Origin of the sequence: Hymenobacter telluris (genome assembly GCF_017313265.1) — a bacterium.
Taxonomy (GTDB): Bacteria; Bacteroidota; Bacteroidia; order Cytophagales; family Hymenobacteraceae; genus Hymenobacter; species Hymenobacter telluris.
The window spans coordinates 1-23,100 of sequence record NZ_JAFLQZ010000004.1 but is presented as its reverse complement, the minus strand read 5'-3'; the positions used below and the strand labels follow the sequence as shown (position 1 = coordinate 23,100).

At 59.9% G+C, this 23,100-nt stretch carries 11 protein-coding genes; 9 read left to right on the top strand and 2 right to left on the bottom strand.

All coding sequences use genetic code 11. The features are described from left to right. The first annotated feature begins 299 nt into the window (after positions 1-299). From J0X19_RS07485 to J0X19_RS07450, 8 genes are all read left to right on the top strand, one after another. Complete coding sequence (locus J0X19_RS07485; protein ID WP_206983471.1) at positions 300-1,967, top strand: serine hydrolase; 1,668 nt, start codon at positions 300-302, stop codon at positions 1,965-1,967. A 164-nt stretch (positions 1,968-2,131) separates the two neighbouring features. Beyond that, positions 2,132-4,945: a substrate-binding domain-containing protein gene (locus J0X19_RS07480; protein WP_206983470.1), complete on the top strand. Its 2,814-nt coding sequence runs from the start codon at positions 2,132-2,134 to the stop codon at positions 4,943-4,945. Positions 4,946-5,202: 257 nt separating this feature from the next. Further along, complete coding sequence (locus J0X19_RS07475) at positions 5,203-8,271, top strand: SusC/RagA family TonB-linked outer membrane protein (RefSeq protein ID WP_206983468.1); 3,069 nt, start codon at positions 5,203-5,205, stop codon at positions 8,269-8,271. A 105-nt stretch (positions 8,272-8,376) separates the two neighbouring features. Continuing rightward, positions 8,377-9,795: a RagB/SusD family nutrient uptake outer membrane protein gene (locus J0X19_RS07470; protein ID WP_206983466.1), complete on the top strand. Its 1,419-nt coding sequence runs from the start codon at positions 8,377-8,379 to the stop codon at positions 9,793-9,795. Beyond that, complete coding sequence (locus J0X19_RS07465; RefSeq protein ID WP_206983464.1) at positions 9,795-10,994, top strand: alginate lyase family protein; 1,200 nt, start codon at positions 9,795-9,797, stop codon at positions 10,992-10,994. The genes J0X19_RS07470 and J0X19_RS07465 overlap by 1 nt, the downstream gene beginning before the upstream one ends. 156 nt (positions 10,995-11,150) lie before the next feature. After that, positions 11,151-13,604, top strand: coding sequence for a glycoside hydrolase family 2 TIM barrel-domain containing protein (locus tag J0X19_RS07460; protein WP_206983462.1), 2,454 nt, complete (start codon positions 11,151-11,153; stop codon positions 13,602-13,604). A 110-nt stretch (positions 13,605-13,714) separates the two neighbouring features. Continuing rightward, the gene (locus J0X19_RS07455; protein WP_206983459.1) at positions 13,715-14,893 is read left to right on the top strand and encodes an alginate lyase family protein; all 1,179 of its coding nucleotides are present in this window, start codon (positions 13,715-13,717) and stop codon (positions 14,891-14,893) included. Positions 14,894-14,983: 90 nt separating this feature from the next. Next, a complete protein-coding gene (locus J0X19_RS07450) occupies positions 14,984-16,210 on the top strand; it encodes a glycoside hydrolase family 88 protein (RefSeq protein ID WP_206983457.1) in 1,227 nt (408 codons plus the stop codon). A 96-nt stretch (positions 16,211-16,306) separates the two neighbouring features. On the opposite strand, the gene J0X19_RS07445 is transcribed toward J0X19_RS07450, so the two are convergent. Further along, positions 16,307-18,283 carry an AAA domain-containing protein gene (locus tag J0X19_RS07445; RefSeq protein ID WP_206983455.1) on the bottom strand — a complete coding sequence of 659 codons (1,977 nt, stop codon included), beginning with the start codon at positions 18,281-18,283 and terminating at the stop codon, positions 16,307-16,309. Between the two features lie 75 nt (positions 18,284-18,358). Here J0X19_RS07445 and J0X19_RS07440 point away from each other — a divergent pair, with 75 nt between their 5' ends. Next, positions 18,359-19,606, top strand: a complete 1,248-nt coding sequence (locus J0X19_RS07440; RefSeq protein WP_206983453.1) for an Imm26 family immunity protein — start codon at positions 18,359-18,361, stop codon at positions 19,604-19,606. 102 nt (positions 19,607-19,708) lie between these two features. Here the strand turns inward: J0X19_RS07440 and J0X19_RS07435 are convergent, their stop codons facing one another. Next, complete coding sequence (locus J0X19_RS07435) at positions 19,709-23,041, bottom strand: UTP--glucose-1-phosphate uridylyltransferase (RefSeq protein ID WP_206983451.1); 3,333 nt, start codon at positions 23,039-23,041, stop codon at positions 19,709-19,711. Between the last annotated feature and the right edge of the window lie 59 nt (positions 23,042-23,100).

The window sequence follows — 23,100 nt, the reverse complement described above, 5'->3', positions numbered from 1 at the left end:
CGAGAGTGATACTCCAACCGAAACGACTGGGTTTTGAGGAAGTGAAATTTCTGTTTCAACCAAGGGGCTTAATGGCAGCGCAACCATAAGCAACCAATAAAATCAATCTTTTTTTACTAATATGTATTACATAGTAGTGTCTTATACACTATACTTGTCGTGTGTTTCGTTCGAGACGTTTTCTGGGTTGCACACCTACAAAAGGCATGGCTGTACCCAGCCTAACAAGCAGGTAGTATCGCATAAGAAACTGGCTACCTGTACTTGATAGATATACTTCACTTAAACCACCCCGTGCCATGAAGCCGAACCTTCTGTTGTTCTTGCTGCTTTTGATAGCGCAACTGGTCCACGCACAAAAGGCTACCCGCCCCGAAGCGTACTTGCCGTTGCTGCTCGACAGCGCCGGGGTGCCGGGTTTATCAATGGCGGTTATTGGCCCGAAGGGGGTGGTTTGGGCGAAGGGCTTTGGGGTGCGAGAGGCGGGCAAACCGGCCCTTGTAGACCCGCAAACCGTTTTTTCGGCGGCCTCCCTCAGCAAAACGGTTTTCGCTTATTTAGTGCTCAAGCTGGCCGATAAAGGCAAAATCGACCTCGACAGGCCCTTGTATCAGTACGTGCCGTACCGCGCCATTGAGCACGATGAGCGGTACAAAACCATTACGGCGCGCATGGTGCTCAGCCACCAAACCGGTTTTCCTAACTGGCGCAACGGGCAGCTCAACCTGCTGTTCAAGCCTGGCCGCCGGTTTAGCTACTCCGGCGAAGGGTTCGTGTACTTGCAAGGAGTGGTGACGACCATCACGGGCAAGGAACTAGACGAGTTAGCCCAAGCATACGTGTTCAAGCCGCTGGGTATGAGCCGGAGTTCCTACCGCTGGCAGCCCGCATTTGACAGCAACTACGCCGTGCCTCACAATCGGTTTGGCCAGCCCACGGCCCTCACCCGCTACCCGGAAGCAAATGCGGCCTACTCGCTGCAAACCACGGCAGCCGACTATGGCCGGTTTCTGGTGGCGCTGCTCACCGGTGAAGGGCTAAAGCCTGCCACCGCGCAGGCTCTGTTCAAGGCCCAGGTAAGCACTGGCAAAACGCTTCACGACACCACGCAGGTTTCGGCCTCATTGGGGTGGGGGCTAGGCCTAGGCGTGGTGCAGGAGCCCGGCAACCAGGCGTTCTGGCACTGGGGCGACAACGGAGACTTTCGCTGCTTTGCTTACGTGTCGCGCACCCAGAAACGAGGGGTCGTGTACTTCACCAACAGCCGCAATGGCTTGAGTCTGCTTTCCGTTTTGCCGGCCCAGGTGCTTGGGGTGCCAATGAACAGCGTGGCTGATTTTCTGGCTTATGACTCTTACCGTAGTGCGCCGGTGCAGGTCAGCCGCCTGATGAAAAAGGGCGTTCCAGCCGCTGTATCCCCCTTTCTGAACAAAGAGCACGCGGGCACTGCTATGCTGGGCGAAATTGATTTGGTGGACATAGCCGAGCACCTAAGCAACAGTTCGCGTAGCAACCAGGCTATTGAATTGCTGGAGCTAGGGCGCACTTACTATCCGCAGTCAACGGCGATACTCCAGGCCCTGGCTTTCACTTCCCTGAAACAAGGCGACCGGGACCAGGCTGCTACTGCGTTAGCCCGCTATGTTGCCAGCAGACCCGACGACGAAGCCGCCCGCCATCTTTTAGCGCAACTTACCGCTCCCGCTGCGGGCAACGTCACGCTTCGGCTGCCGGGCTTTCCGGCGGCTCGTCTGATTACCCTGGCTGGTAGCTTCAACAACTGGCAGCCTCTGCACACCCTGTTTCTGAAAGAAGGCAACGAGTGGCGCTGCACGCTCCGCTTGCCTACCGGTAACTATGCTTACAGAATCGTTGTGGATGGCAACTGGCAACCCGACCCAACCAATCCTAACACCGAAAAAGATAACAGCGGAAACACCAACTCCGTGCTAACAGTACGTGAGTGAATTGCCCGCTGAATGTAGTGCACTCGTGGCTCGGCTTTGTGGAGAGAAACTAGGGAAGAAGGCAGGGAAGCCGTTAGTTGCATACAAGCAACCAAGTTTGCTGTGCACTGCACGCGGCAATGTTTTACCTTTAATAGGTAGATAGGCTTTCCCACCCTCGCACTGTGCAAACGTTTTCCAGCATCGTATTTAGATCTTACAGCCAACGGCCCCATTGGCTGCTGGCTCTCTGGCTGCTGCTGCTGCCCGGCTGCACCTCACCGACCGAGAAGCCCAAATACCGCATCGGTTTCTCGCAGTGCAGCACCACGGGCTCGTGGCGGCAGGCAGTAGTGGCGGGCATGGAGCGGGAACTGAGCTTCCACCCGGAAGTGCAGCTGCGCATGCTCGACGCCCAAGACAACAGCCAGCGGCAGCAGCAACAGATTCGGGAGTTGCTGCGCGGCGGCCTCGATTTGCTGATTGTGTCGGCGTACGAGGCGGGCCCCGTAACGCCCGCCGTGCAGGAAGCCTACCGCCGCGGCATTCCGGTGGTGCTGCTCGATAGGCGCATCACTACCCAGGATTATACTGCCTACGTGGGCGGCGACAACCTGGAAGTGGGGCAGGCCGCCGCCACCTACGCCGCCCGGCTGCTGCACGAGCAGGGTAGCGTGCTGGAACTGCTAGGCGCGCCGGGCTCGTCGGCCACGGCGGGCCGGCACCAGGGCTTCACGCAGGGTTTGACGGCCTTTCCCAACATGCGCCTCGCCGCTCAGGTAACCGGCTACTGGAACGCCGCCACCCTGAAGCGGCCTTTGCGGCTGGCCCTACAAGCGCACCCCGAAGTATCCCTGATTTTTGCGCACAACGACAACATGGGGCGGGCCGCCCAGGAGGTGCTCCGGGACCTGGGCCGCAGCAAGCAAGTACGCATCATTGGCGTGGATGGGGTAGTGCTGGAACTGGTGCAGCAGCGGGTACTCACGGCCTCACTGCTATACTCGCCGGCCGGGGAAGACGCCATCCGGCTGGCCCTGAAAATCCTGAACAAGCAGCCCTACAAGCGCGAAAACAAGCTCAGCACCATCGTTATCGACTCCACGAACGTGCTGACGATGATGCAGCAGCGCGAAAAAATTCTGGCTCAGCAAACCGATATTGAGTTGCAGCGCGGGTTGCTGCAAACGTTGCGCGCCACCTATGCCAGCCAGCAAACGGTGCTCAATGGCTTGCTGGCTACGCTGCTGGGAGCCATCCTGTTAGGTGCCGTGGCCTGGCGCTCGGCCCGCAAAAACCGCCAGATCAACCACCAGCTGGCCTTGCAAAACGTTGAAAACGAGAAAATCAACCGGCAGCTGGTAAGCAAAAACGAGGAAATCAGCTTTCAGCGCAACCAGCTGGAGGAACTCTCGGCCCAATCCCGCGCTGATACCGAGGCCAAGCTGCGCTTCTTCACCAACTTCTCGCACGAGCTGCGCACCCCGCTCACGCTGATTATGGGGCCGGTGGAAGAACTGCTGGCCGATAGTGCCAACCTCACGGCACCCCAGCGGCAAGATGTGCAACTGGTGCGGCGCAACACCCAGCGGTTGTTGCAGTTAGTGAATCAGCTACTCGATTTTCGCAAGATTGAAGTCGGCAAAATGACGGTGCGCGCCTCTGAGGGCAACGTGGTGGACTTCGTGCAGGACATTGTGGACCTGTTTGAGAAGCCGGCCCGGCAGCGCGGTATTCGGGTGCAGTTTCAGGTGGCCGAGCCGGTACTAACGGCCTGGTTTGATGGCAACATCCTGGACAAGGTGTTTTTCAACCTGCTGAGTAACGCCCTGAAATTCACGCCGGATAAGGGCCGCATCACCGTTAGCCTCCAGGCCAGCCCCGACGGCCAGTTCCTGCGCGTGAGCGTAGCCGACACCGGGCCGGGCATCTCGGAGCAAGACCGGGCGCACGTATTCGAGTGGTTTTACCAGGGCAATCAGCAGGCGGCCGGCAAGGGCTCAGGCATGGGCTTGGCGCTGGCACAGGGCCTCGTGCGGCTGCACCAGGGCCAGCTCACGTTCAGCAGCGTGCCCGGCCAGGGCGCCACATTCACGGTGGAGCTGCCCCGCGAGCTGCCGGAAGCTTTGCGCGCCCACGCCGAGGCCGCGCCACTGCATTTCGCCCTCGATGAGCTGGAAACCATCAAAGGCTCCTTCCCGGATGCCGCCCCGCAGCCCAGCCCCGACACCGAACTGCTGGTGCTGGTGATTGAAGACAACCCCGAGGTCAACGACTTTCTGGCCCGCAAGCTCCGTTCGGATTTTCGGGTGGAAACCGCCACCGACGGCCACACCGGCTTCCGGCTGGCTACTGAGCTGATTCCGGATTTGATAGTGTGCGACGTGATGATGCCGGGCCTGACCGGGTTGGAAGTGGTGGCCCAGCTCAAAGACGACTGGCGCACCTCGCACATTCCGGTGGTGCTGCTCACGGCCCGCAACGCCCCGGAGCAGCAAGTGGAAGGCGTGCAGGCCGGTGCCGACCTCTACCTGACCAAGCCCTTCAACCCCACTTTTCTGCTGGAAAGCCTGCGCACCTTGCTGGCCAACCGCAACCGCCAGCGCGAGCATTTCCGGCGGCAACTTTCCGGGGCCCCGGATACCCCCGCCGCCGCCAGCGCCGACCAGAAATTTGTGGCCGACCTCACGGCCATTGTGGAAGCCAACCTCACCAAAGCCAACCTGAGCGTGGAAGACGTGGCGCGTAGCCTCGGCATTTCGCGCATGCAGCTCTACCGCAAAGTGAAGGCCGTACTCGGCACCGGCGTCACCGATTTCATCCAGAGCGTACGCCTGCTGAAAGCCCGCGACCTGCTGCTCAACGACACCCTCACCGTTACGGATGTGGCTTACGAAATCGGCTTCTCCTCACTGTCGTATTTCTCTACCAGCTTCAAGGCCCGCTACCAGGTGTCGCCCTCCGAGTTCCGGGCCCTGCACACCGCCCCACCCAACTGAAAGATTTCTTGAAAGCGGCGTTACAAATTTGCAAACGAGCCCGATACGGGCTCGTTTTTGTTTTTATATGCTATTGATAGATAAGTACTTGTAATAAATTGGTTTTTGAACAGCATTTGAAAGAATCCAGCAAATGCGGAGGTGAGTTGGGGGTGAACATTTGTAGAAACCACCGCTCCTTGCAACGATGCCTGCTGCCGCAACCGGCTGGGCTTGCCAAGATCTTCCCGTTGATTTCCCACTTAGCTCCGAGTACTATGCAAAAATTTACCCACCTGCTGATGCCTGCTGCATTAGCGCTAAGCCTATCTGCACACGCCCAAACCCGGCAGGTAACGGGCACCGTTCTGAGCGCCACCGACAAGAGCCCGTTGCCCGGCGTATCGGTCATCATTAAAGGCACCTCCACCGGCACCTCTACCGACCCCAACGGCAAGTTCACCCTGCCCTTAGCCGCCGCCGACAACGACGCCGTGCTTGTCTTCTCCTTTATCGGTTTCGAGCCCACCGAAGTGCGCGTTGCGGGCCGTTCTGCAATCGATGGCGTGCAGCTGAAAGAAAAGGCAACCGGCCTCGATGAAGTGGTGGTGGTGGGCTACGGCACCCAGCGCAAGCGCGACCTGACCGGGGCCGTGGCGTCCATTTCGGCCGAGCAGGTGGCCGAAACGCCTATTGCCCGCGCCGACCAGATTTTGCAGGGCCGGGTGAGCGGCGTGCAAGTGACGCAAACCAACTCCGAGCCCGGCGGCAACGTGTCCATCCGCATCCGGGGTACCAACTCCATCAACACCGGCAACGAGCCGCTGTTTGTGGTGGACGGTTTCCCCGGCGCGGGAGATTTGAATTCCATCAACCCCTCGGATATCGAGTCGGTGGAGATTCTCAAAGACGCTTCAGCCACGGCCATTTACGGCTCGCGCGGCGCGAATGGCGTGGTGCTCATCACCACCAAAAAAGGCAAGGCCGGCAGCAACAACATCAATTTCGAGGCTTATACCGGCGTACAAATGGTGCGCAACAAGTACGAGCTGATGAACGCCCGCGAGTTTGCCGAGTACCTCAACGACGTGCGGGAGCAGGGCAACGAAAACTCCAGCAGTCCGCTGCCGTTGCCCTACACCCAGGAGCAGATTGACGCACTGGGCGAAGGCACCGACTGGCAGGACGAGATTCTGCGGCCAGCGCGCATGAGCAACTACCAGCTGAGTTTCAATGGCGGCAACGAAGGCACACGCTACAACCTCAGCTTCAATTACTTCGACCAGCAAGGTATCATCCTGAACTCGGGTTTCCAGCGCGGCACGGTGCGCCTGAACCTTGACCGCAAAATCAGCCAGAAGCTCAGCTTCAGCCTTTCCAGCCAAGTGGCGGGCACCTTCGAGAAGCGGGCTTTCGTGAACTCCTCGGGGGGGAGTAACGGCGGTGTACTGCTTGATGCCCTGCGGATTAGCCCCATCATTCCGGTGCGCGACGAGTTTGGGCAGTACACCTATTCCAATACCCCGCTGCCGTATGTGGAAGACGTGGGCAACCCGGTGGCGTACGCCGAAAAAGCCAAAGACCACCGCACCACCGGGCGCGGGCTGTTCAACGTGGCCGGCAACTACGAGGTGCTCAAGGGTCTGACCTTGCGCGTGACGGCCGGCCTCGACTACCGCACCATTCAGGCCGACGTGTTCCGCCCGAACGACATCTTCCTTGGCCGCCTCAACAACGGCTCCGGCTCCCGCTCGGAAACCAACCGCTACAGCTGGCTCAACGAAAACACGCTCACCTACGACACCAAAATCAACGAAAACAACGCCCTCAACGTGGTGGGCGGCCTCACGTTCCAGCAGTTCTACGGCAACGACTTCTCGGCTTCGGCCAACAACTTCTTCACCAACACGCTCGGCTCCGACAACCTGGCCCTGGGCGCCAACATTCTGACGCCCAACTCGGGGCGCTACACCAACACGCTGGCTTCGTACTTCGGGCGCGTCAACTACCGGCTGTTCGAGAAGTATTTGTTCACGTTTACGATGCGGGCCGATGGCTCGTCGCGCTTCGGCAAGAACAACAAATGGGGCTACTTCCCGTCGGCGGCCTTTGCCTACCGCCTTATCGATGAGCCGTTTATGAAAAACCTCACCGCCCTCAGTGACCTGAAGCTGCGCGTGGGCTACGGCGTCACCGGCAACCAGGAAATCAGCAACTATCAGTCGTTGGCGCGCTATGATGTGGGCTCCTACGCCTCGGGCAGCAACCGGCTGGTGGGCTTGGTGCCGCTCAACATTGTGAACCCCGATTTGCGCTGGGAAACCACGGCGGCCAGCAACGTGGGCATTGATGTGGCCTTCCTGCAAAACCGCATTTACGTTACGGCCGACGCGTATTACAAGAAAACTACCGACCTGCTGCTGCGTGTGTCAACCCCCCGCACCACGGGCTACAACGACATCTACCTGAATGCGGGCAGCGTGCAAAACAAAGGATTGGAGTTTGCGCTGAACACCACCAACCTCAACGGCGAAAAATTCAACTGGAACACCAACCTCAACGTTTCGCTGAACCGCAATAAGGTGCTGGACCTCAACGGCGAGTATGAGCGGTACGTGGGCGCTTCCAGCTCCAGCTTGTTTGTGGGCTCGGGCCTGGGCCAAACCAGCGTGCTGCGGGTAGGGGAGCCCATCGGCTCGTTCTACGGCTATGAGTTCGATGGTATTTGGCAGTCAACTGAGGAAATCCAGGCCAGCGGCACCCGCACCGTGGTGCGCCCCGGCGACCCGCGCTACCGCGACCTGAACGGCGACGGCGCCATTACGGCCCTCGACCGCACCATCATCGGGCAGGCCCAGCCGCAGTTCATCTACGGCGTAACCAACAACTTCAAGTACGGTGGCTTCAACCTGAGCGTGTTTGTGCAGGGCGTGCAAGGCACCGACGTGCTGAACCTGAACCGCTACGAGCTGGAATCGGGCTTGACGAGCACCAACAAACTGAAATCGGTGGTGAACCGCTGGACGCCGACCAACACGGATACCAATATTCCGCGGGCCGGCAGCACGATCCGGCGCTCCACCGGCATCGTGAACGACGTGCTGGAAGACGGCAGCTTCGTGCGCCTCAAAACCGTGACGCTGGGCTACACCGTGCCTAAGTTCAGCAAGGTGGTGAAGTCGGCCAGCGTGTACATCACGGCCCAAAATCTGGTGACGTGGACCAAGTACTCCGGCTACGACCCCGAGGTAAACTCGTTCGGCAGCGACAACCTGAGCCTCAACACCGACTACAACGCCTTCCCCAGCACCCGCACTTTCATTGCCGGCCTGAAGCTGGGCTTCTAATCAGATAGGAGTAATCAGTGCTGAGTTGTGAGAAAAAGGAGCTTGATAGCTCTCAAACACCACTTACTCCCTACCTAATACTCCCTACTAACTACTAGACAGACCATGAAAAAATATATCTGCTTACTGGGTTTGGCTTCGCTGAGCCTCACTTCCTGCGAGAAGTTTCTGGAAGAAAAACCCTACGATTTCATTGCCGCCGAAAACTTCTACAAGAGTGAAGGCGACGCCGTGGCGGGCCTGAACGGGGTGTTCAACGCGTTGCTGCCCCAGACCTACTTTGGTCGCACCGGCTGGCAAATCACGGAGCTGCCCGCCGACCTGATTCGGGTGGGCTCGGCCACCGACGAGCGGGCGCAACTCTCGCGCTTCACCTACACCTCCACCAACACCGAAATCAACAGCTGGTGGACCAACACCTACCGGATGATCAACCGGGCCAACGACGTTATTGAGAAGGTGCCGACCGTGAGCATGGACGAGGCCCGCAAAAACAACATCATCGGCAACGCGCGGTTTCTGCGGGCGCTGGGCTACTTCGATATGGCCCGCTGCTTTGGCGACGTGCCACTGGTGCTGGCCACCGTAAAAGGCCCTTCCGACGACATTCGGCCGCCGCGCGCCCCACTGGCGCAGGTGTACGAGCAGATTATCAGCGACTTAAAGTTTGCCGAAGCCAATTGCTTCCCGGAAAGCCAGATTGCCGCCGGCGAAAAAGGGCGCGTTTCCAGTGGGGCCGCCACGGCACTGCTGGCCAAGGTGTACCTAACCCGCGCCAGCAGTGCCGCCGTGCAGCCCAACGACAACCAGGATGCCCTGGCCGCCTGCAACAAGGTTATTACCTCCAACACCTACCGGCTGCTGCCCGTGTACGGCGACGTGTTCGACCCGGACAAGGAAAACGGCCCCGAGCACATCTTCTCCATCCAGTTCGACTTGCCGCCGAACACCGGCAGCATCATTGTGCGGCAGTTTTTGCCCTCGCAGCTCAGCGGGCTGGGCACGTTCACGGTGGAAGATGCCTTCGTGGCTTCCTACGCCGCCACCGACGTGCGCCGCGCCTGGAACCTCAGCAACCAGGCCGGCACTACCACTTTGCCGCGCTACTACTTCAACAAGTTCCGGGACCCCAAGCGCATCGTCAACGATGCGCGCACCAACTACCTGATTACGCGCTACGCCGACGTGCTGCTCATGCAGTCGGAGGCCCTCAACAACCTGAACGCCACCGACGCCAGCAAGTACCAGGGCATTAATGCGGTGCGCACGCGCGCTGGGTTGGCGCCGCTGGGGGGGGCTACCACCAAGGATGCCTTCGTGGATTTGCTGGTGCGGGAGCGGGCCTGGGAGCTGTGCCAGGAAGGCCACCGCTGGTTTGATTTGGTGCGGCTCAAGCGCCTGCGCCAAGCCGTGCAAGCCAGCACGCCCACCCGCGTAGTCGATGATAAATACTACCTGTTCCCGCTGCCGCAGCCCGAGTTGCTGCTTAACCCAAACCTCACTCAGAATCCAGGCCATATTTAATGGGTACTCTCACCAAAAGCCTTTGTGGGGCGTTGATTTGGCTAGTGCTGGTTACAGTAGGGGCGGCGCAAGCCGCTTCCACGCAGCCTTTCCTACTGCTCGATGCCACCCGTATGGCCAGCTACAAGGCGGCATATAAGCGCGGCAGCGCGCCGGAAATGGAGCAAGTGAAGTCGGTGCTGAGCCAGGCCGACAAGGCGCTGCAACACGACGTGTACACCGTCACGAGCAAGGCCAAACTGCCGCCCAGTGGCGACAAGCACGATTTTATGTCGCAGGCGCCGTATTTCTGGCCCGACCCCAGCAAGCCCGATGGCAAGCCCTACATCCAGAAGGATGGCCTGGTGAACCCGGAAAGCAAGGAGCTGAAAGACGATGCGGCCCTGGCCGGCGTGTGCAAAGATGTGAAGACCCTGGCGCTGGCGTACTACTTCTCCGGTGACGAGAAGTATGCTACCCAGGCCGCGCGTCAGCTGCGCGGTTTCTTCCTGGACCCTGCCACCCGCATGAACCCCAACCTGAACTACGGGCAGGGCATTCCGGGCACCACGGAGGGCCGCAGCTACGGCATCATCCAGACCCGCCACCTGGTGGAAATACCCGAGGCCTTGGCCTTGATGAGCGGCAGCAAAAGCGTGGATGAGAAGCTGGTGAGTGGCCTCAAAACCTGGTTCAGCCAGTACACCGAATGGCTGACCACCAGCAAGTTGGGCGTAGCCGAGGGCAACACCAAAAACAACCACGGCACGTTCTACGACCTGCAAGTGGTGGATTTTGCCTTGTTCACCGGCAACAAAACCCTGGCCCGCACCACGCTGGAAAAGCAAACCGTGCCGCGCGTGGCCCTACAATTCGCCCCCGATGGTGGGCAGCCGCTGGAACTGGCCCGCACCCGCCCCTGGAACTACACCTCCATGAACCTGCAAGGCTGGGTGCAGCTCGCTGTTCTGGCCCGCCAGGCTGGCGTGGACCTGTGGCAGTACCGCACCGCCGACGGCCGCGGCCTCCAAAAAGGAGTGGAGTGGTTGCAGCCGTACCTGCGGCGGGAAAAGCAGATGGACCGCGCCGACGTAACCCCGACCTCCAATCACACGGCCCTCATGCTCTACCAGCGCGCCGCGCAGGAGTACCCCTCGCTGAACGCCCCCCAGGTGCTGGCCCTGTACCCCGATTTCAAATCCACTCCCTGGGAGATATAAGCGCAACTCTCTAGGCGTGAGGGTAGGAGGTTAAGAGGGTAGGAGTATTGACTCATACCTGTTTGCACTCATTCCCTCCCGCCCTGACGCAAGGCTCCCCCTTTCCGCGGGAGAGGGGGCCGGGGGGAGGCCCACGCACGCTGTATTAGAAACCACATGAAAGTAAAGCTGATTGCCTTTCTACTCCTCCTAGCCAATGTAGCGCTAGCCCAGCGCACTACCCGCCTGAACACCGGCTGGGAATTTGTGCGGCAGGATTTGGGCGGCGTGTGGGAAGCGGTGCGGCCGGTGGTAGCAGGCAACCCCGAAAGCGTGCCGCTGTGGCAATCCGTGACGCTGCCGCACTGCTTCAACGCTCATGATGCCGTGCGCCCCGACCAGAATTATTACCAGGGGCCAGGCTGGTACCGCACCCAGCTCACCGTGCAAAACCCCTACGCCAACGGCCGCACGCGCCTGCATTTCGAGGGGGCCGGCCAGAAAACCGACGTCTACATCAACACCACCAAAGTAGGCAGCCACGTGGGCGGCTACGATGAGTGGACCGTGGATATTACCAATGCCGTGGCCATATTTCAGCAGACGGAGGCGTACCAGAAGCAGTTCAACGGCCGAATCCCGCTCAGCATCCGGTGCGACAACTCCCGCGACCTGGAAATGATACCCTCCGATTTGTCGGATTTCAACGTGTACGGCGGTTTGTACCGCTACCTGAACCTGGAGTATCTGCCGGCAGTAGCGGTGGAGCGGCTGGCCGCCAAGGCGGAAGTGGATGCCGCTGGCAAAACCGGCTCACTCACGCTGAAAGCCACCTTCCTGGAAAGTAGCCTGTCAACCACCGAAACACCAGTGTCAGTGCGCCTGCTTGATCCGCAGGGCAAGCCGGTGGGCAAGTACCAGGGCCGCCTGATGGTGAAAGCCGGCGAAGTGGAACTGCACCAATTCGTGCTGAAGAACCCCCGGCTTTGGTCGCCGGACCGGCCGCAGCTCTACACGGTGCAGCTGACGGTGGGCAACGGGCCGCAGGCGTATCAGCAGACCAATAAAGTAGGCTTTCGGCACAGCGAATTTGTGGAGCACGGCCCGTATAAGCTGAACGGGCAGCGCCTGCTGCTGCGTGGTACCCACCGCCACGAAGACCACGCCGGCGTAGCCGCCGCCATGACCGAGGCCATGATTCGGGAGGAAATGGTGCTCATGAAGCGCATGGGTGTCAACTTCATTCGGCTGGGGCACTACCAACAGTCGCGCATCGTGCTCAACCTCTGCGATTCGCTGGGGATACTGGTGTGGGAGGAAATTCCGTGGTGCCGCGGCGGGCTGGGCGGCCCCGTGTACCAGGCGCAGGCCAAGCGCATGCTCCGCAATATGGTGCAGCAGCACTACAACCACCCCAGCATCATCATCTGGGGCCTCGGCAACGAAAACGACTGGCCCGGCGACTTCCCCGAGTTCGACAAGCAGAAGATTCGCGCCTTCATGACCGAGCTCAACGACCTTTCGCACCAGTTCGACCGTTCCCGCTACACCGCCATCCGCCGCTGCGACTTCTGCAAGGACATTGTAGATGTGTACTCGCCCTCCATCTGGGCTGGTTGGTACCGCGGTATATACACTGATTACAAAGAAGTTACCGAGAAGGAATTTGCGGGCGTGAAGCGTTTCCTGCACGTGGAATGGGGCGGCGACAGCCACGCCGGCCGCCACTCCGAAACCCCCGACAATGCCCTGGCTAAAATAACCGCCGGCCAGGGCGCCGACGAGCGGGCCGGCGACGCGTCCCTGTTCGGGGGCAGCGCCCGGGTTTCCAAGGATGGCGACTGGAGCGAAAGTTACCTCTGCAACCTCGTGGACTGGCACCTCAAAGAGCAGGAAACCATGCCCTGGCTGAGCGGCACCGCCTACTGGCCCTTCAAGGACTTCTCGACCCCCGTGCGCCCCGATAACCCCGTACCCTACATGAACCAAAAGGGCGTAGTGGAGCGCGACTTCACGCCCAAAGAGGCCTACTACGTGTTCCAGTCCTACTGGACCACCGCCCCGATGGTGCACCTCTACGGCCACTCCTGGCCGGTGCGCTGGGGCGAAGCAGGCGAGTTGAAAATGGTGAAAGTGTACTCCAATTGCGCCGAGGCCGAGCTGTTCGTGAACGGCAAAAGCTACGGCGTGAAAAAGCGCAACTCCCAGGACTTTCCGGCGGCCGGCCTGCATTGGAACGTGCCCTTCGCCCCCGGCGAAAACCAGCTGCGCGTGGTGGCCAGCCAAGGCAAGCAAACGGTGCAGGACCACATCAGCTTCCGCTACCAAACCCAGAAATGGGGCAAGCCCACCAAGTTGGTCCTCAGTAAAATAGCCGACACCAACGGGCAAACCACCGTGGAAGTGAAGCTCTACGATGCCCAGGGCGTGCAGTGCCTGGACGCCGCCAATTGGGTGGAATTTTCCCTGGTCGGCGCGGGCCAGCTCCACGACGACTTGGGTACCAGCAGCGGCTCGCGCAAGGTGCAGGCCTACAACGGTCGGGCCATCATCTGCCTGGAAGCTCAGCCCGGCAAAACCGCCGTAGCCGTGCAGTCGCCCGGCCTGGAAACGGTGCTGCTGATGCTATAAGCAACAGGCAGGATGTAGACGCGAACCGCAGGTCGGCGCAGCCAAGTGTCGCGTCTCTACAGCATTTAGCAAACAGGTTGATTGTCATATCTGCTTGAACCACAACTACAATGAACCGCAAACCAATCCTGCTTCTGCTGTTGCTCCTGCTCAATGCGTGGTTCAGCTTCGCTGGCGCACCCAGCCCTAAGCTCCAGCGGCAGGCCGAGGCAGTATTGCGCCGCCAGGTGCTGGCCGAAGCCGCCTGGGCCTTGCAGCAGGCACCGGTTACGGTAACGAGTAGTACCTCACCACGCAGTGCGGGCGGCCCCCACGACTTCTTTTCGGAGGGGGACTACTGGTGGCCCGACCCTGCGAATCCCAGCGGCCCCTACATCCAGCGCGACGGAAAAACCAACCCGGCCAACTTCGTGGCGCACCGCCAAGCCATGATTCGGTTCAGCCGCATTATCGGGGCGCTGGCTTCGGCCTACCAGCTCACCCACGATGCGCAGTACGTGCGCCACGCGCTAATGCACCTGCGGGCTTGGTTTCTGGACCCAGCTACGCGCATGAATCCGTCGTTGCTGTACGCGCAGGCCATTACCGGCCGCTTCACCGGGCGGGGTATTGGCATTATTGATACCATTCAGCTGATGGAAGTGGCCCAGGGCGTGCTGGTCATGCAGGCGGATAAACAGTTCAATAGCACCGATTTGGCCGGCATCAAAAGCTGGTTTGCGCAGTACCTGACCTGGCTGACGACGCACCCGTACGGCCAGGACGAAATGAAGGCCGCCAACAACCACGGCACCTGCTGGGTAATGCAAGTGGCCGCCTTTGCCCGCCTCACCGGCAACCAAGAGCTGCTGAACTTCTGCCGGGAGCGGTACAAAACGGTATTGCTCCCGACCCAAATGGCCGCCAACGGCTCTTTTCCGCTGGAAACCAAGCGCACCAAGCCCTACGGCTACTCGCTGTTCAACCTGGATGCCATGACCATGATTTGCCAGATCCTCAGCCGCCACCAGGACAACCTGTGGGTGTACCAGACCCCGGACGGCCGCAGCATCCGGCGGGGCATCGAGTTTCTGTACCCTTTTGTGGCCGATAAACACGCCTGGCCTTTCGCTAAAGACGTGATGTACTGGAACAACTGGCCGGTGGCGCAGCCTTTTCTGGTACTGGGCGCCGTGCAGTTCAACCAGCGCGAGTGGTTTGCTGTCTGGCAGCGCCTGGAACACGCCCCGCAGGTGGAAGAAGTGGTGCGCAACCTGCCCGTCCGCAACCCCCTGATCTGGCTGAACTGATTCCTTTTCTCCAACCCACCATCAAGCCAGCGGGCCGGCGCGTTGCTGCAACGCCGCCTGGCGCAAGCTATGGCGCAAGAATGTATTCAGATGAACAGAAAAACCGCGTTTTTCCACTTAGTCCTGGCCTTGCTGGCCACGCAGGCGCTGGGCCAGGCTCCTTATAAAAAGACCGTGAAGCTGGCCGAAACGCAGGCCGCTTTGCTGCTCAAACAGGTGCCAAAAGCTATGCAGCAAAAGCCTGCGGCGGCCGGTAAGCCGGTTTTCGTGTCGCCGCGCACGCTCACACCGAGCGGAGAGCTGGTGCTGGTGCCCTCGCGCGACTGGACCAGCGGCTTCTTTCCGGGCTACTTATGGCTGCTTTCCGAAGCCAGCGGGCAGCCGAAGTGGCAGGCGGCGGCCCGAACCTATACCACCCGCATCGAGCCCGAAAAAACCAACGCCACCACCCACGACATGGGCTTCAAGGTGTATTGCAGCTTTGGGCAGGGCTACCGCCTCACCCAGGATGCCACCTACCGGGCCGTGCTGCTGGAGTCGGCGCGCACGCTCTGCACCCGCTTCAACCCCACGGTGGGCGCGCTGCGTTCCTGGGACCATCACCGCGAAACCTGGGGCTTTCCAGTCATCATCGACAACATGCTGAACCTGGAGCTGCTGTTCGCCGCCACCCGGCTGTCCGGCGACTCGTCGTTCTACAAAATTGCCGTCAGCCACGCCAATACCACCCTGCGCCACCACTTCCGGCCCGATTTCAGCTCCTACCACGTAGTGGACTACGACACGGCCACGGGCCAGCCAGTAAAGAAAATGACGCACCAAGGCTACGCCGACGCGTCGGCGTGGGCGCGGGGGCAGGGCTGGGCGCTGTATGGCTACACCATGTGCTACCGCGAAACCAAGAACCCCGCCTACCTCGCGCAAGCCGAAAAGGTAGCCCAGTACATCCTCAATCATCCCAACCTGCCCCCGGACCTGATTCCGTACTGGGACTTCAACGCCCCCAACATCCCCAACGAGCCGCGCGACGCCTCCGCCGGGGCCATTATTGCCTCGGGGCTGTATGAGCTCAGCACGTTCAGCGCCACGCGCGGGGTACTCTACCGCAGCAAAGCCGACCAAATGATGGCCAACCTGGCCCGCAGCTACACCGCCAAGCCCGGCGGCAGCCAAGGCTTCCTGCTGCAACACAGCACCGGCTCGAAACCCATGAACAGCGAAATAGATGTACCGCTCATTTACGCCGATTATTACTTCCTGGAAGCCCTGCTTCGCCAACGCAACTTAGCCGCCGGCCGGGGTTTATCGGTGCGGTAAGTTTCTCACAGTCCGCACACGCACGAAGAAGCCCCCGTTCCAAACTCGGTGACACCGAATCTGAAACGGAGGCTTCTTCGTGTGCGGACTTACGCCTTATTGCAGCTCCCAGGCCGTGCGGTAGGCCCCAATGCTTTCCACGTAGTCGAGGAAGGCCTTGTAGAACGGGTGCGAACCGAGCGTAGAAGAATCACCGACGATGAGCAGCTTTTTGCGGGCGCGGGTCATGCCTACGTTCATCCGGCGGATGTCGCTCAGGAAGCCGATTTCGCCCTGGGTGTTGCTGCGAGTGAGGCTGATGGCAATGATGTCGCGCTCCTGGCCCTGGAACGAGTCCACGGTACCCACGCTCAACATGCGGTGCTCCAGGAGGCCGGCCAGCTCGGCGTTGCCTTCCACGGCGTCCTTCAAATAGTTGATTTGGGCGCGGTAGGGGGCAATTACCCCGATGGTCAGCAAATCCTCGGTGTGGTCGGCGGCATCGTAGGGCTCCAGGAGTTGCGCCAGGCGCTTGAGTAGCAGGTCGGCCTCTTCGGGGTTGGCAATGGAGCGGCTTTCGGCAATGCCCAGCTCCAGGAAGCCGAAGCCGGCCGTATCCAGGAACTCCACGGCCTGGTCGGGGGCGAAGCGGATGTCGTAGTCGGGCAGGTCGGCGTGGGCCACGGTGGGGGCGGCCACCAGCTTGCCGTCGTAGAACTGCTCGGAGCTGAACTCCATAATCTGCTCGTGCATGCGGTACTGCACTTCCAGCATGCGGGCCGTTTCGGGCTGGCGCCGGATGCACTTCTCAAACAGCGTTTCGCGCAAGGCTCCCGCTTTTTCGCTCTTGATGGTGGGCGGCAGCTGCTGATGGTCGCCGGCCAGTACCACGCGGTTGCCTTTGGTTATCGGAATCCAGCAGCCCGGCTCCAAGGCCTGCGCGGCTTCGTCAATGAAGATGGTTTCGTAGGTGAGGTGGCGGATGGCGCGGTTGCTGGCGCCCACCAGCGTGCAGGTAATCACCTGCACCTTGTCCAGCAAATCTTCGGTGATGTAGCGCTCCAGGTTGTCGGAATCTTGCAGCATCAGGTGGGCCTGCTCTTTGAGCTGGCGGCGCTCCTCCCGCTCTTCCCACCCGAAATGGCGCTTGAACTTGCCGGCCGCTTCGCGGTACTGCTCGGCGGTCTGGCGCATGCTTTTCAGCTCGGGGTAGCTCTTGTGGGCCATAATCTGGGCGTCGAGCGTGTGCTCGAGCAGCAAGTCCGACACCCGGCTGGGGTTGCCCATCCGGATGACGTTTACGCCGCGCTCGGCCAGCTTTTCGGTCAGCAAATCCACGGCCGTGTTACTGGGCGCACACACCAGCACCCGCCGCTCGCGCCGAGTGGTTTCCATAATGGCCTGCACCAGCGTGGTGGTTTTGCCGGTGCCGGGCGGACCGTGGATGATGGCCACGTCTTTAGCGGCCAGCACGTGCCGCACCGCCGCCAGCTGCGACTCATTCAGGGGCGAAGGATAGTAGAGCGTGGCTTCGGTTTCGGGACGGAACTGCGCGGGTTTGGCCCCCAGCAGCACGTCGCGCAGCTCGGCCAGGCGCCCATCGAAGGCGCCCATCACCTTGCCCAGGGCGTACTCCATCTCGCGGTAGCTCACCTCGTCGAAGGTCAGGTCCACGCCGAGCTTGCCTTCATCCACCCAATCGGGGAGGTCTTCTTTGGTGGTGGCTAGCAGGATTTTATTACGCTTCACGGCCGTAATCACGCCGTTGAGCGTGGGCCGGTCGGAGCCGGAGCGGCCGGGCACGTTGCCAAACAAGGCCGCGTTTTTGCCCACCTGAAACAGGTGCAAGCCGTTCTGCGCCGCCGGGCGTTCCAGTTCCAGCACCAGCTTGCCGCCGAAGCCGATGTCTTCCTTGATGATTTTGACGGGATACCAGGTCAGGCCGCGCTGTTGGCGCTCGGCAATGCTGGCCTTGGCGTTTTTGAGTTTGAATTGCTCCAGGTCCTCCTGCTGTTCCAGCTTCATGAGGGCCTGCACCTTACGCAGTTCTTTCTCTACTGCGTACGGGTCGGTATAGGTCGGTTGTTCAGTCAACAGAGTGGTAGTAGATATTCGCTGATAACAACGAAAACGGCAAATTGGTGGCCGAAGGTCGGGGAGAATTTTGGAATGGAAGTCTATCTTGCCATAATGCGACCAGAGCTTACCAACGACCAGCGTCCTTATCTTGGGTTACGTATTGTAGAGCCGCATTGGCAGCGCGAGGAATGGTTGCCCAATATGGTGTTCTATCATGACGAAACAGCAATCCGCAAAATTGTATCATACTTCACTTCTAAAGGCCCTGATGCCTTTAGTGAGGCTGATTATGATATCGAGCTAACGCCGGAAAAGCTTATGCGCACAGCTTCGGGACGAGGTAAACCACGGAGTATTACTGGGTCGAATGTAGAAAAGTATAGGCCTACGGGGTACCGTTTTTTCTTTGATGGAGCCACACAATTTTCCGCTTATACGCCAGACTTTTCGTTTATCTCCCTAAAGGCTCGTGGAGTATATAACTCATGGTTGGATGCAGCCCGGTGGCTTGATGGCTTTATTGCAAGGCAGCCAGTTGACTACCCGCAGCAATTAACGGCCCGGCTTCATACGCCAATACCCAAAATAAGCTACAAGGTTGGAGATGTAGTGGCCTTCACTCTAAGTAATGATAGTGGCTATGGATTCTGCCGTTTAATTCTAGATATAAACCGATTACGTCAGACATCCTGGATACAGAATCCTCCTGGATATACCGGCGGCTATCATTATCTGTGCCGTATTATTGGCTCATTGATGATGGCGGAGGTCCTAAAAATTCAGAAGACCGTACCAGAGTTGAGTACAGAAGAGTTGGCTAGTGCTGGGCGTTATCCTCCACTGCTCCTCAGCGACTATTACATCCTGAACGGCTGTTTACCAATAGTAGCGCATCAGAAGGTTGAGGTGGAGCAGTTGCATCAACTCCCGCAGGCGTTTGAGCCATTATACCAGAATGGCCCTCGCGGATACCATTATCAATGGGGAATTGCTTCTATTATCGTACCCGAAGACGAAATGCTAAGCCGAGAGAATGAAAAAATCATGTCTGAGTGGACTCATCACGTAAGACCATTAGCAGATATCAACTCAGAGAGTTTTTTCTTCCACCCCGAACGCCATTTCTACTTATCTGCCGGACAAGATGAAGTAGAAGAGCGTGATTTACGTCATTCACGCTACCAACATCTTAGAAAAACAATTTTAGCTAAAAAAGGACTGCCGGCAACTACAAGTTATGATGAATTCAGTAAGCATTTTGGCTTTCCTACGAGGCAGAAAATAGTAAACTGGCAGAATAGTTTACCTCCTTCGTGCGGAGAATGGAAATGGTGGTGAGGAACAACTAGCTGTCATCCCATAATGAAGCGAGGAATCTGTATTAACCATAACCGGCTAACTCAGATTCCTCGCTGCACTCGGAATGACACTAACAGCTACTTAAAACGTACCCAACGATTCCACGTGGGCTTTGCTGCCGTCTGTTACCCAGGAGTCCAGCTGGGCGGGGTCCTTCATCTGCTGGCCGCGGCTGCGCGGTACTACCACGTAGCCGCACTGCACGTCCGGCAGGGCCGACATGTCGCTCCAGAGCTTCTCGATTTGCGCTACGGGGTAAATGTCTTCCTGGCCGTGGCCCCAGCGGTACTTCACGTCTTTGATGGTGACGTAGGTAGGGATGCGCTGGGCCACGCTGCGCACGGCGCGGGCCAGTTGGGCTTCGTCGTTCACTTGCAGGTCCTGGCGGGTGAGGCCGAACAGGGCCAGCAGCTCATCCACCTGAATCCAAGTGGTCATGGTGTTGTAGTAGCTCAGGGCCAACTCGTCTTCCTCGTGGGGCTGGGCGAGGCCTTCGAGCAGGCGCACCTGGCCGTTCACGCGGGCCAGTCCGCCGCCCCGGTCCTCGATGCGGCGCGGTATCACCTCGAAGGTCAGCACGTTGCGGGAGGCCAGGTGGTAGCCCAGCGCCGCCGCGTGCACGTCGGCGCCCAGCGTGTCGATGTTGTGGAGCATGAGGGTTTCCACCTGCGGATTTTCGCGCAGCAGCTGGGCCAGCGTACCGTTGCGGAGCAGGTTGGATACCTCGTACCAGTGGCCGAGGGGCGAGAACCGCTGGGCGGCAATGTTGTCCACGTAGTCGGTGCCTTCGCCCTTGCCTTTGGCCCAGTTGATCATGCTGCCGCGCACGGCGTCGCGCACTTTCTGCTTGTTCTCGTCGAGGGTTTCCTGGGGCATTTCCTCCCACATAAAGCGCAAATCCCGCTCGGTGGGCACAAAACGCTGCCCGATGCTGCGGCCCTCGGAGAGGTACACCGGCCCGTTGTAGCCGAAGTTGCCGGTGGCTTCCAGCTGCTTGCGGATGGGCTCGTGGGTGAGGTAGCTGGTAGCTACCACGTGCGGAATGGTGGCGCCGTACTGCTGGGCCACGCGGCGCGTTTTGGCCAGGTGAATCTCCAGGAAGCTGCGGTGTTGGCCGTTGAACTCCACAAACGGGTTCAGGGCCTTGATAACGCCCGCGCCTTTGGTCCAGCGGCTGCCCACGCCGGCCGCGAGGCTCAGCACGGCCACTTTATTGGCTTGGATGGCGGCTGCGCCGGCGGCCTCGTACTCCCTCAGGCTGTCGAACTGCACCACGTCGGGCGCTTGCACGTCCTCGATGGTGGTATCGTTGGAAAGGCGGTTGCGGGACAGGCCAATGCGGCCCTTCTGCAGCTCCTCCCGGATGTCTTCGTGCTGAATGTAGTCGAAGCCGTTTTCCTGCTTGATGCGCTCGGCTTTCTCGTTTTCCGTGCTGCGGTTGCCCTGGGCCGTAGGGTCCGATACTTTGAACAGGTTGCTGACGATGGTGCGCAGCAGGGGGTAGGCCAGGTTGTTTTGCTCGCAGTGGGTGGTGAAGAAGTCGATTTCCGCCCGCCGGATGTAGGCAATGGTTGCGGGCTCCTGCCGTACCAGCTGCGACACGTGAATGGCGTAGTACTGCTCCGGCATCAGCGCTTCGGCGCCCTGGTGCAGACTGGCCCAGGTGCCGCGCTTGTTGATGCTCCAGTTGTAGACTACCGGCTCCATGGCAAACGGCAGCGCCGCCGACAGTTCCTGCTTGGTCTGGCGCAGCAGCTCCAGCACGCGCACCTTGTAGTGCTCGTACTTGTCGGGGTTCACAAACATGCCCATGCCGCCGCCCGACATGCCGCCGAGCATCAGGAAACCGTAATAGTCGGCCCCAAATTCCTTTTTCGCCTTGGCAATCAGCTGCTCGGTGAAGTAGGTGGTGGCCCAGGGAATGATGGTTTTGATGGGCCCCTCGAAGTTCCGGGCCGTGTTGGCACCCAGCTTCTGAATATCACCCTCCCGGATGGCGGCCAGAATGTTGTCGAATACCTGGTTGGTTTGCTGGCGGGCGGCCGTTTCCTGCTCGCCGCGCAGCAAGTATTTCTCGGTCACCATCTCCAGAATAGGCCCCACGTTGGAGGCCATGCCGCCGTGCATAAGCACCAACGACTTCATAATCCGCTCTTCCATTTCGGGGTGCACTTCCTCGCCCTCCAATACTCGGTGGCGGGGCAGTAGCGTGCCGCGGCTGATGTCGTACTCCGGGTCGCCGGGCTGCGCGAAGGTGCCCTGAATGGCCTTGATGCCGGGCCACACCCCGCCGGAGTCCTGCCAGCCGCCGCCGGAGCCGCCAATCCATTCGCCCAGAATAGCGCGCGAAGCCACCAAACGCCGCTCACTTTCCAGCAAGCCGTCGGTTAGCTGCTGGGTTTGGCCGGTGGCGCGCATCAGCAAACTGATGATAGAGCCGAGCAGGTTGGTGGAAACCGCAAAGCGCGAGCCTTTCGGAATGTCGTTTACCTTGGTAACCAGCTCAATGCCCATACCCGGCGCCACCATGCGCGCCAGAATATCGGGCAGGCTCTGGTTGGTGCCTTCAAACGAAGGCGGAATCATGCCGGAGGCAATGACGCCGGCCTTCACCAGGCTCAGGTAGTCGTTGCCGAAGTTGAACAGGTCGGCCAGGTCGTGGATGTCCTTGGTGGTGTTCAGGTCGATGCTGGTCAGGCGCAGCACCGGGTCGGGAATTACGCGCACGTAGGCGTGCAGGGGCGGCAGAATGTCTTTGTCGCGCCCGAACATACCCAGGTCGATGGAGAGGTTCACCACGCGGGCGCCCTCCGGGTAGTCCATACCCAGGAAGAAGATATCCGACCAGCCGCTGTGGGTGAGGTCCATGCGCACCGAGGTGCTTTCGTGCAGAACGGGATAGAACAAGCTGCCTTCCTGGCGCTGAAGCAGTTGCGGATGAATGCGAATCGGGTGCTCTTCCTGGTGGCCGACGCGGAACATCCATTGGTTGCCCTTACTGGAACGCACACTCTTGCGCACCTGGTCGGCCAGAATCTGGAAGGAGAGGTGGTGGTAGCTTTCGGCCAGGGCGCTGAACAGCGTGGCGTTGGGCCCGTGCGCGTCCAACTCCTTCAGAAACGTGCTGATGGCGTGCTCGAACCGGCGGCCCAGTAGGTCCTCGAAGCCCGCGTACGGAATCTTGCCCACCGGCGCAGTTTCCTCGGACTCCTGCAAGAAAAACCGGAAGCCCGCGTACAGAAACAGAATGGCCCGCACCTTATCATACAGGTTGGGCGTAGCCTTCCGGAACTCGTCCAGCTCCCGCAGGTGCTGCAACAGCGTCCGCGCCGACAGTCCGCGGCTCAGGTCGTAGAACGACCGGTTCCGCACCGCCGGGTCGGTGGAGGTAATGGTATCTATAAATGCATTCATGAAGATGCGTGATTTATTAGGGAGTGGCCTAGAAGCTATGTACTAGGCTTCCCTCCTCA

What these genes read in the sequence shown, in the direction of transcription:
- J0X19_RS07485 (WP_206983471.1), top strand. Translation starts at nt 300, where the DNA reads ATGAAGCCGAACCTTCTGTTGTTCTTGCTGCTTTTGATAGCGCAACTG.
- J0X19_RS07475 (WP_206983468.1), top strand. Translation starts at nt 5,203, where the DNA reads ATGCAAAAATTTACCCACCTGCTGATGCCTGCTGCATTAGCGCTAAGC.
- J0X19_RS07470 (WP_206983466.1), top strand. Translation starts at nt 8,377, where the DNA reads ATGAAAAAATATATCTGCTTACTGGGTTTGGCTTCGCTGAGCCTCACT.
- J0X19_RS07465 (WP_206983464.1), top strand. Translation starts at nt 9,795, where the DNA reads ATGGGTACTCTCACCAAAAGCCTTTGTGGGGCGTTGATTTGGCTAGTG.
- J0X19_RS07460 (WP_206983462.1), top strand. Translation starts at nt 11,151, where the DNA reads ATGAAAGTAAAGCTGATTGCCTTTCTACTCCTCCTAGCCAATGTAGCG.
- J0X19_RS07455 (WP_206983459.1), top strand. Translation starts at nt 13,715, where the DNA reads ATGAACCGCAAACCAATCCTGCTTCTGCTGTTGCTCCTGCTCAATGCG.
- J0X19_RS07450 (WP_206983457.1), top strand. Translation starts at nt 14,984, where the DNA reads ATGAACAGAAAAACCGCGTTTTTCCACTTAGTCCTGGCCTTGCTGGCC.
- J0X19_RS07440 (WP_206983453.1), top strand. Translation starts at nt 18,359, where the DNA reads ATGGAAGTCTATCTTGCCATAATGCGACCAGAGCTTACCAACGACCAG.
- J0X19_RS07435 (WP_206983451.1), bottom strand. Translation starts at nt 23,041, where the DNA reads ATGAATGCATTTATAGATACCATTACCTCCACCGACCCGGCGGTGCGG.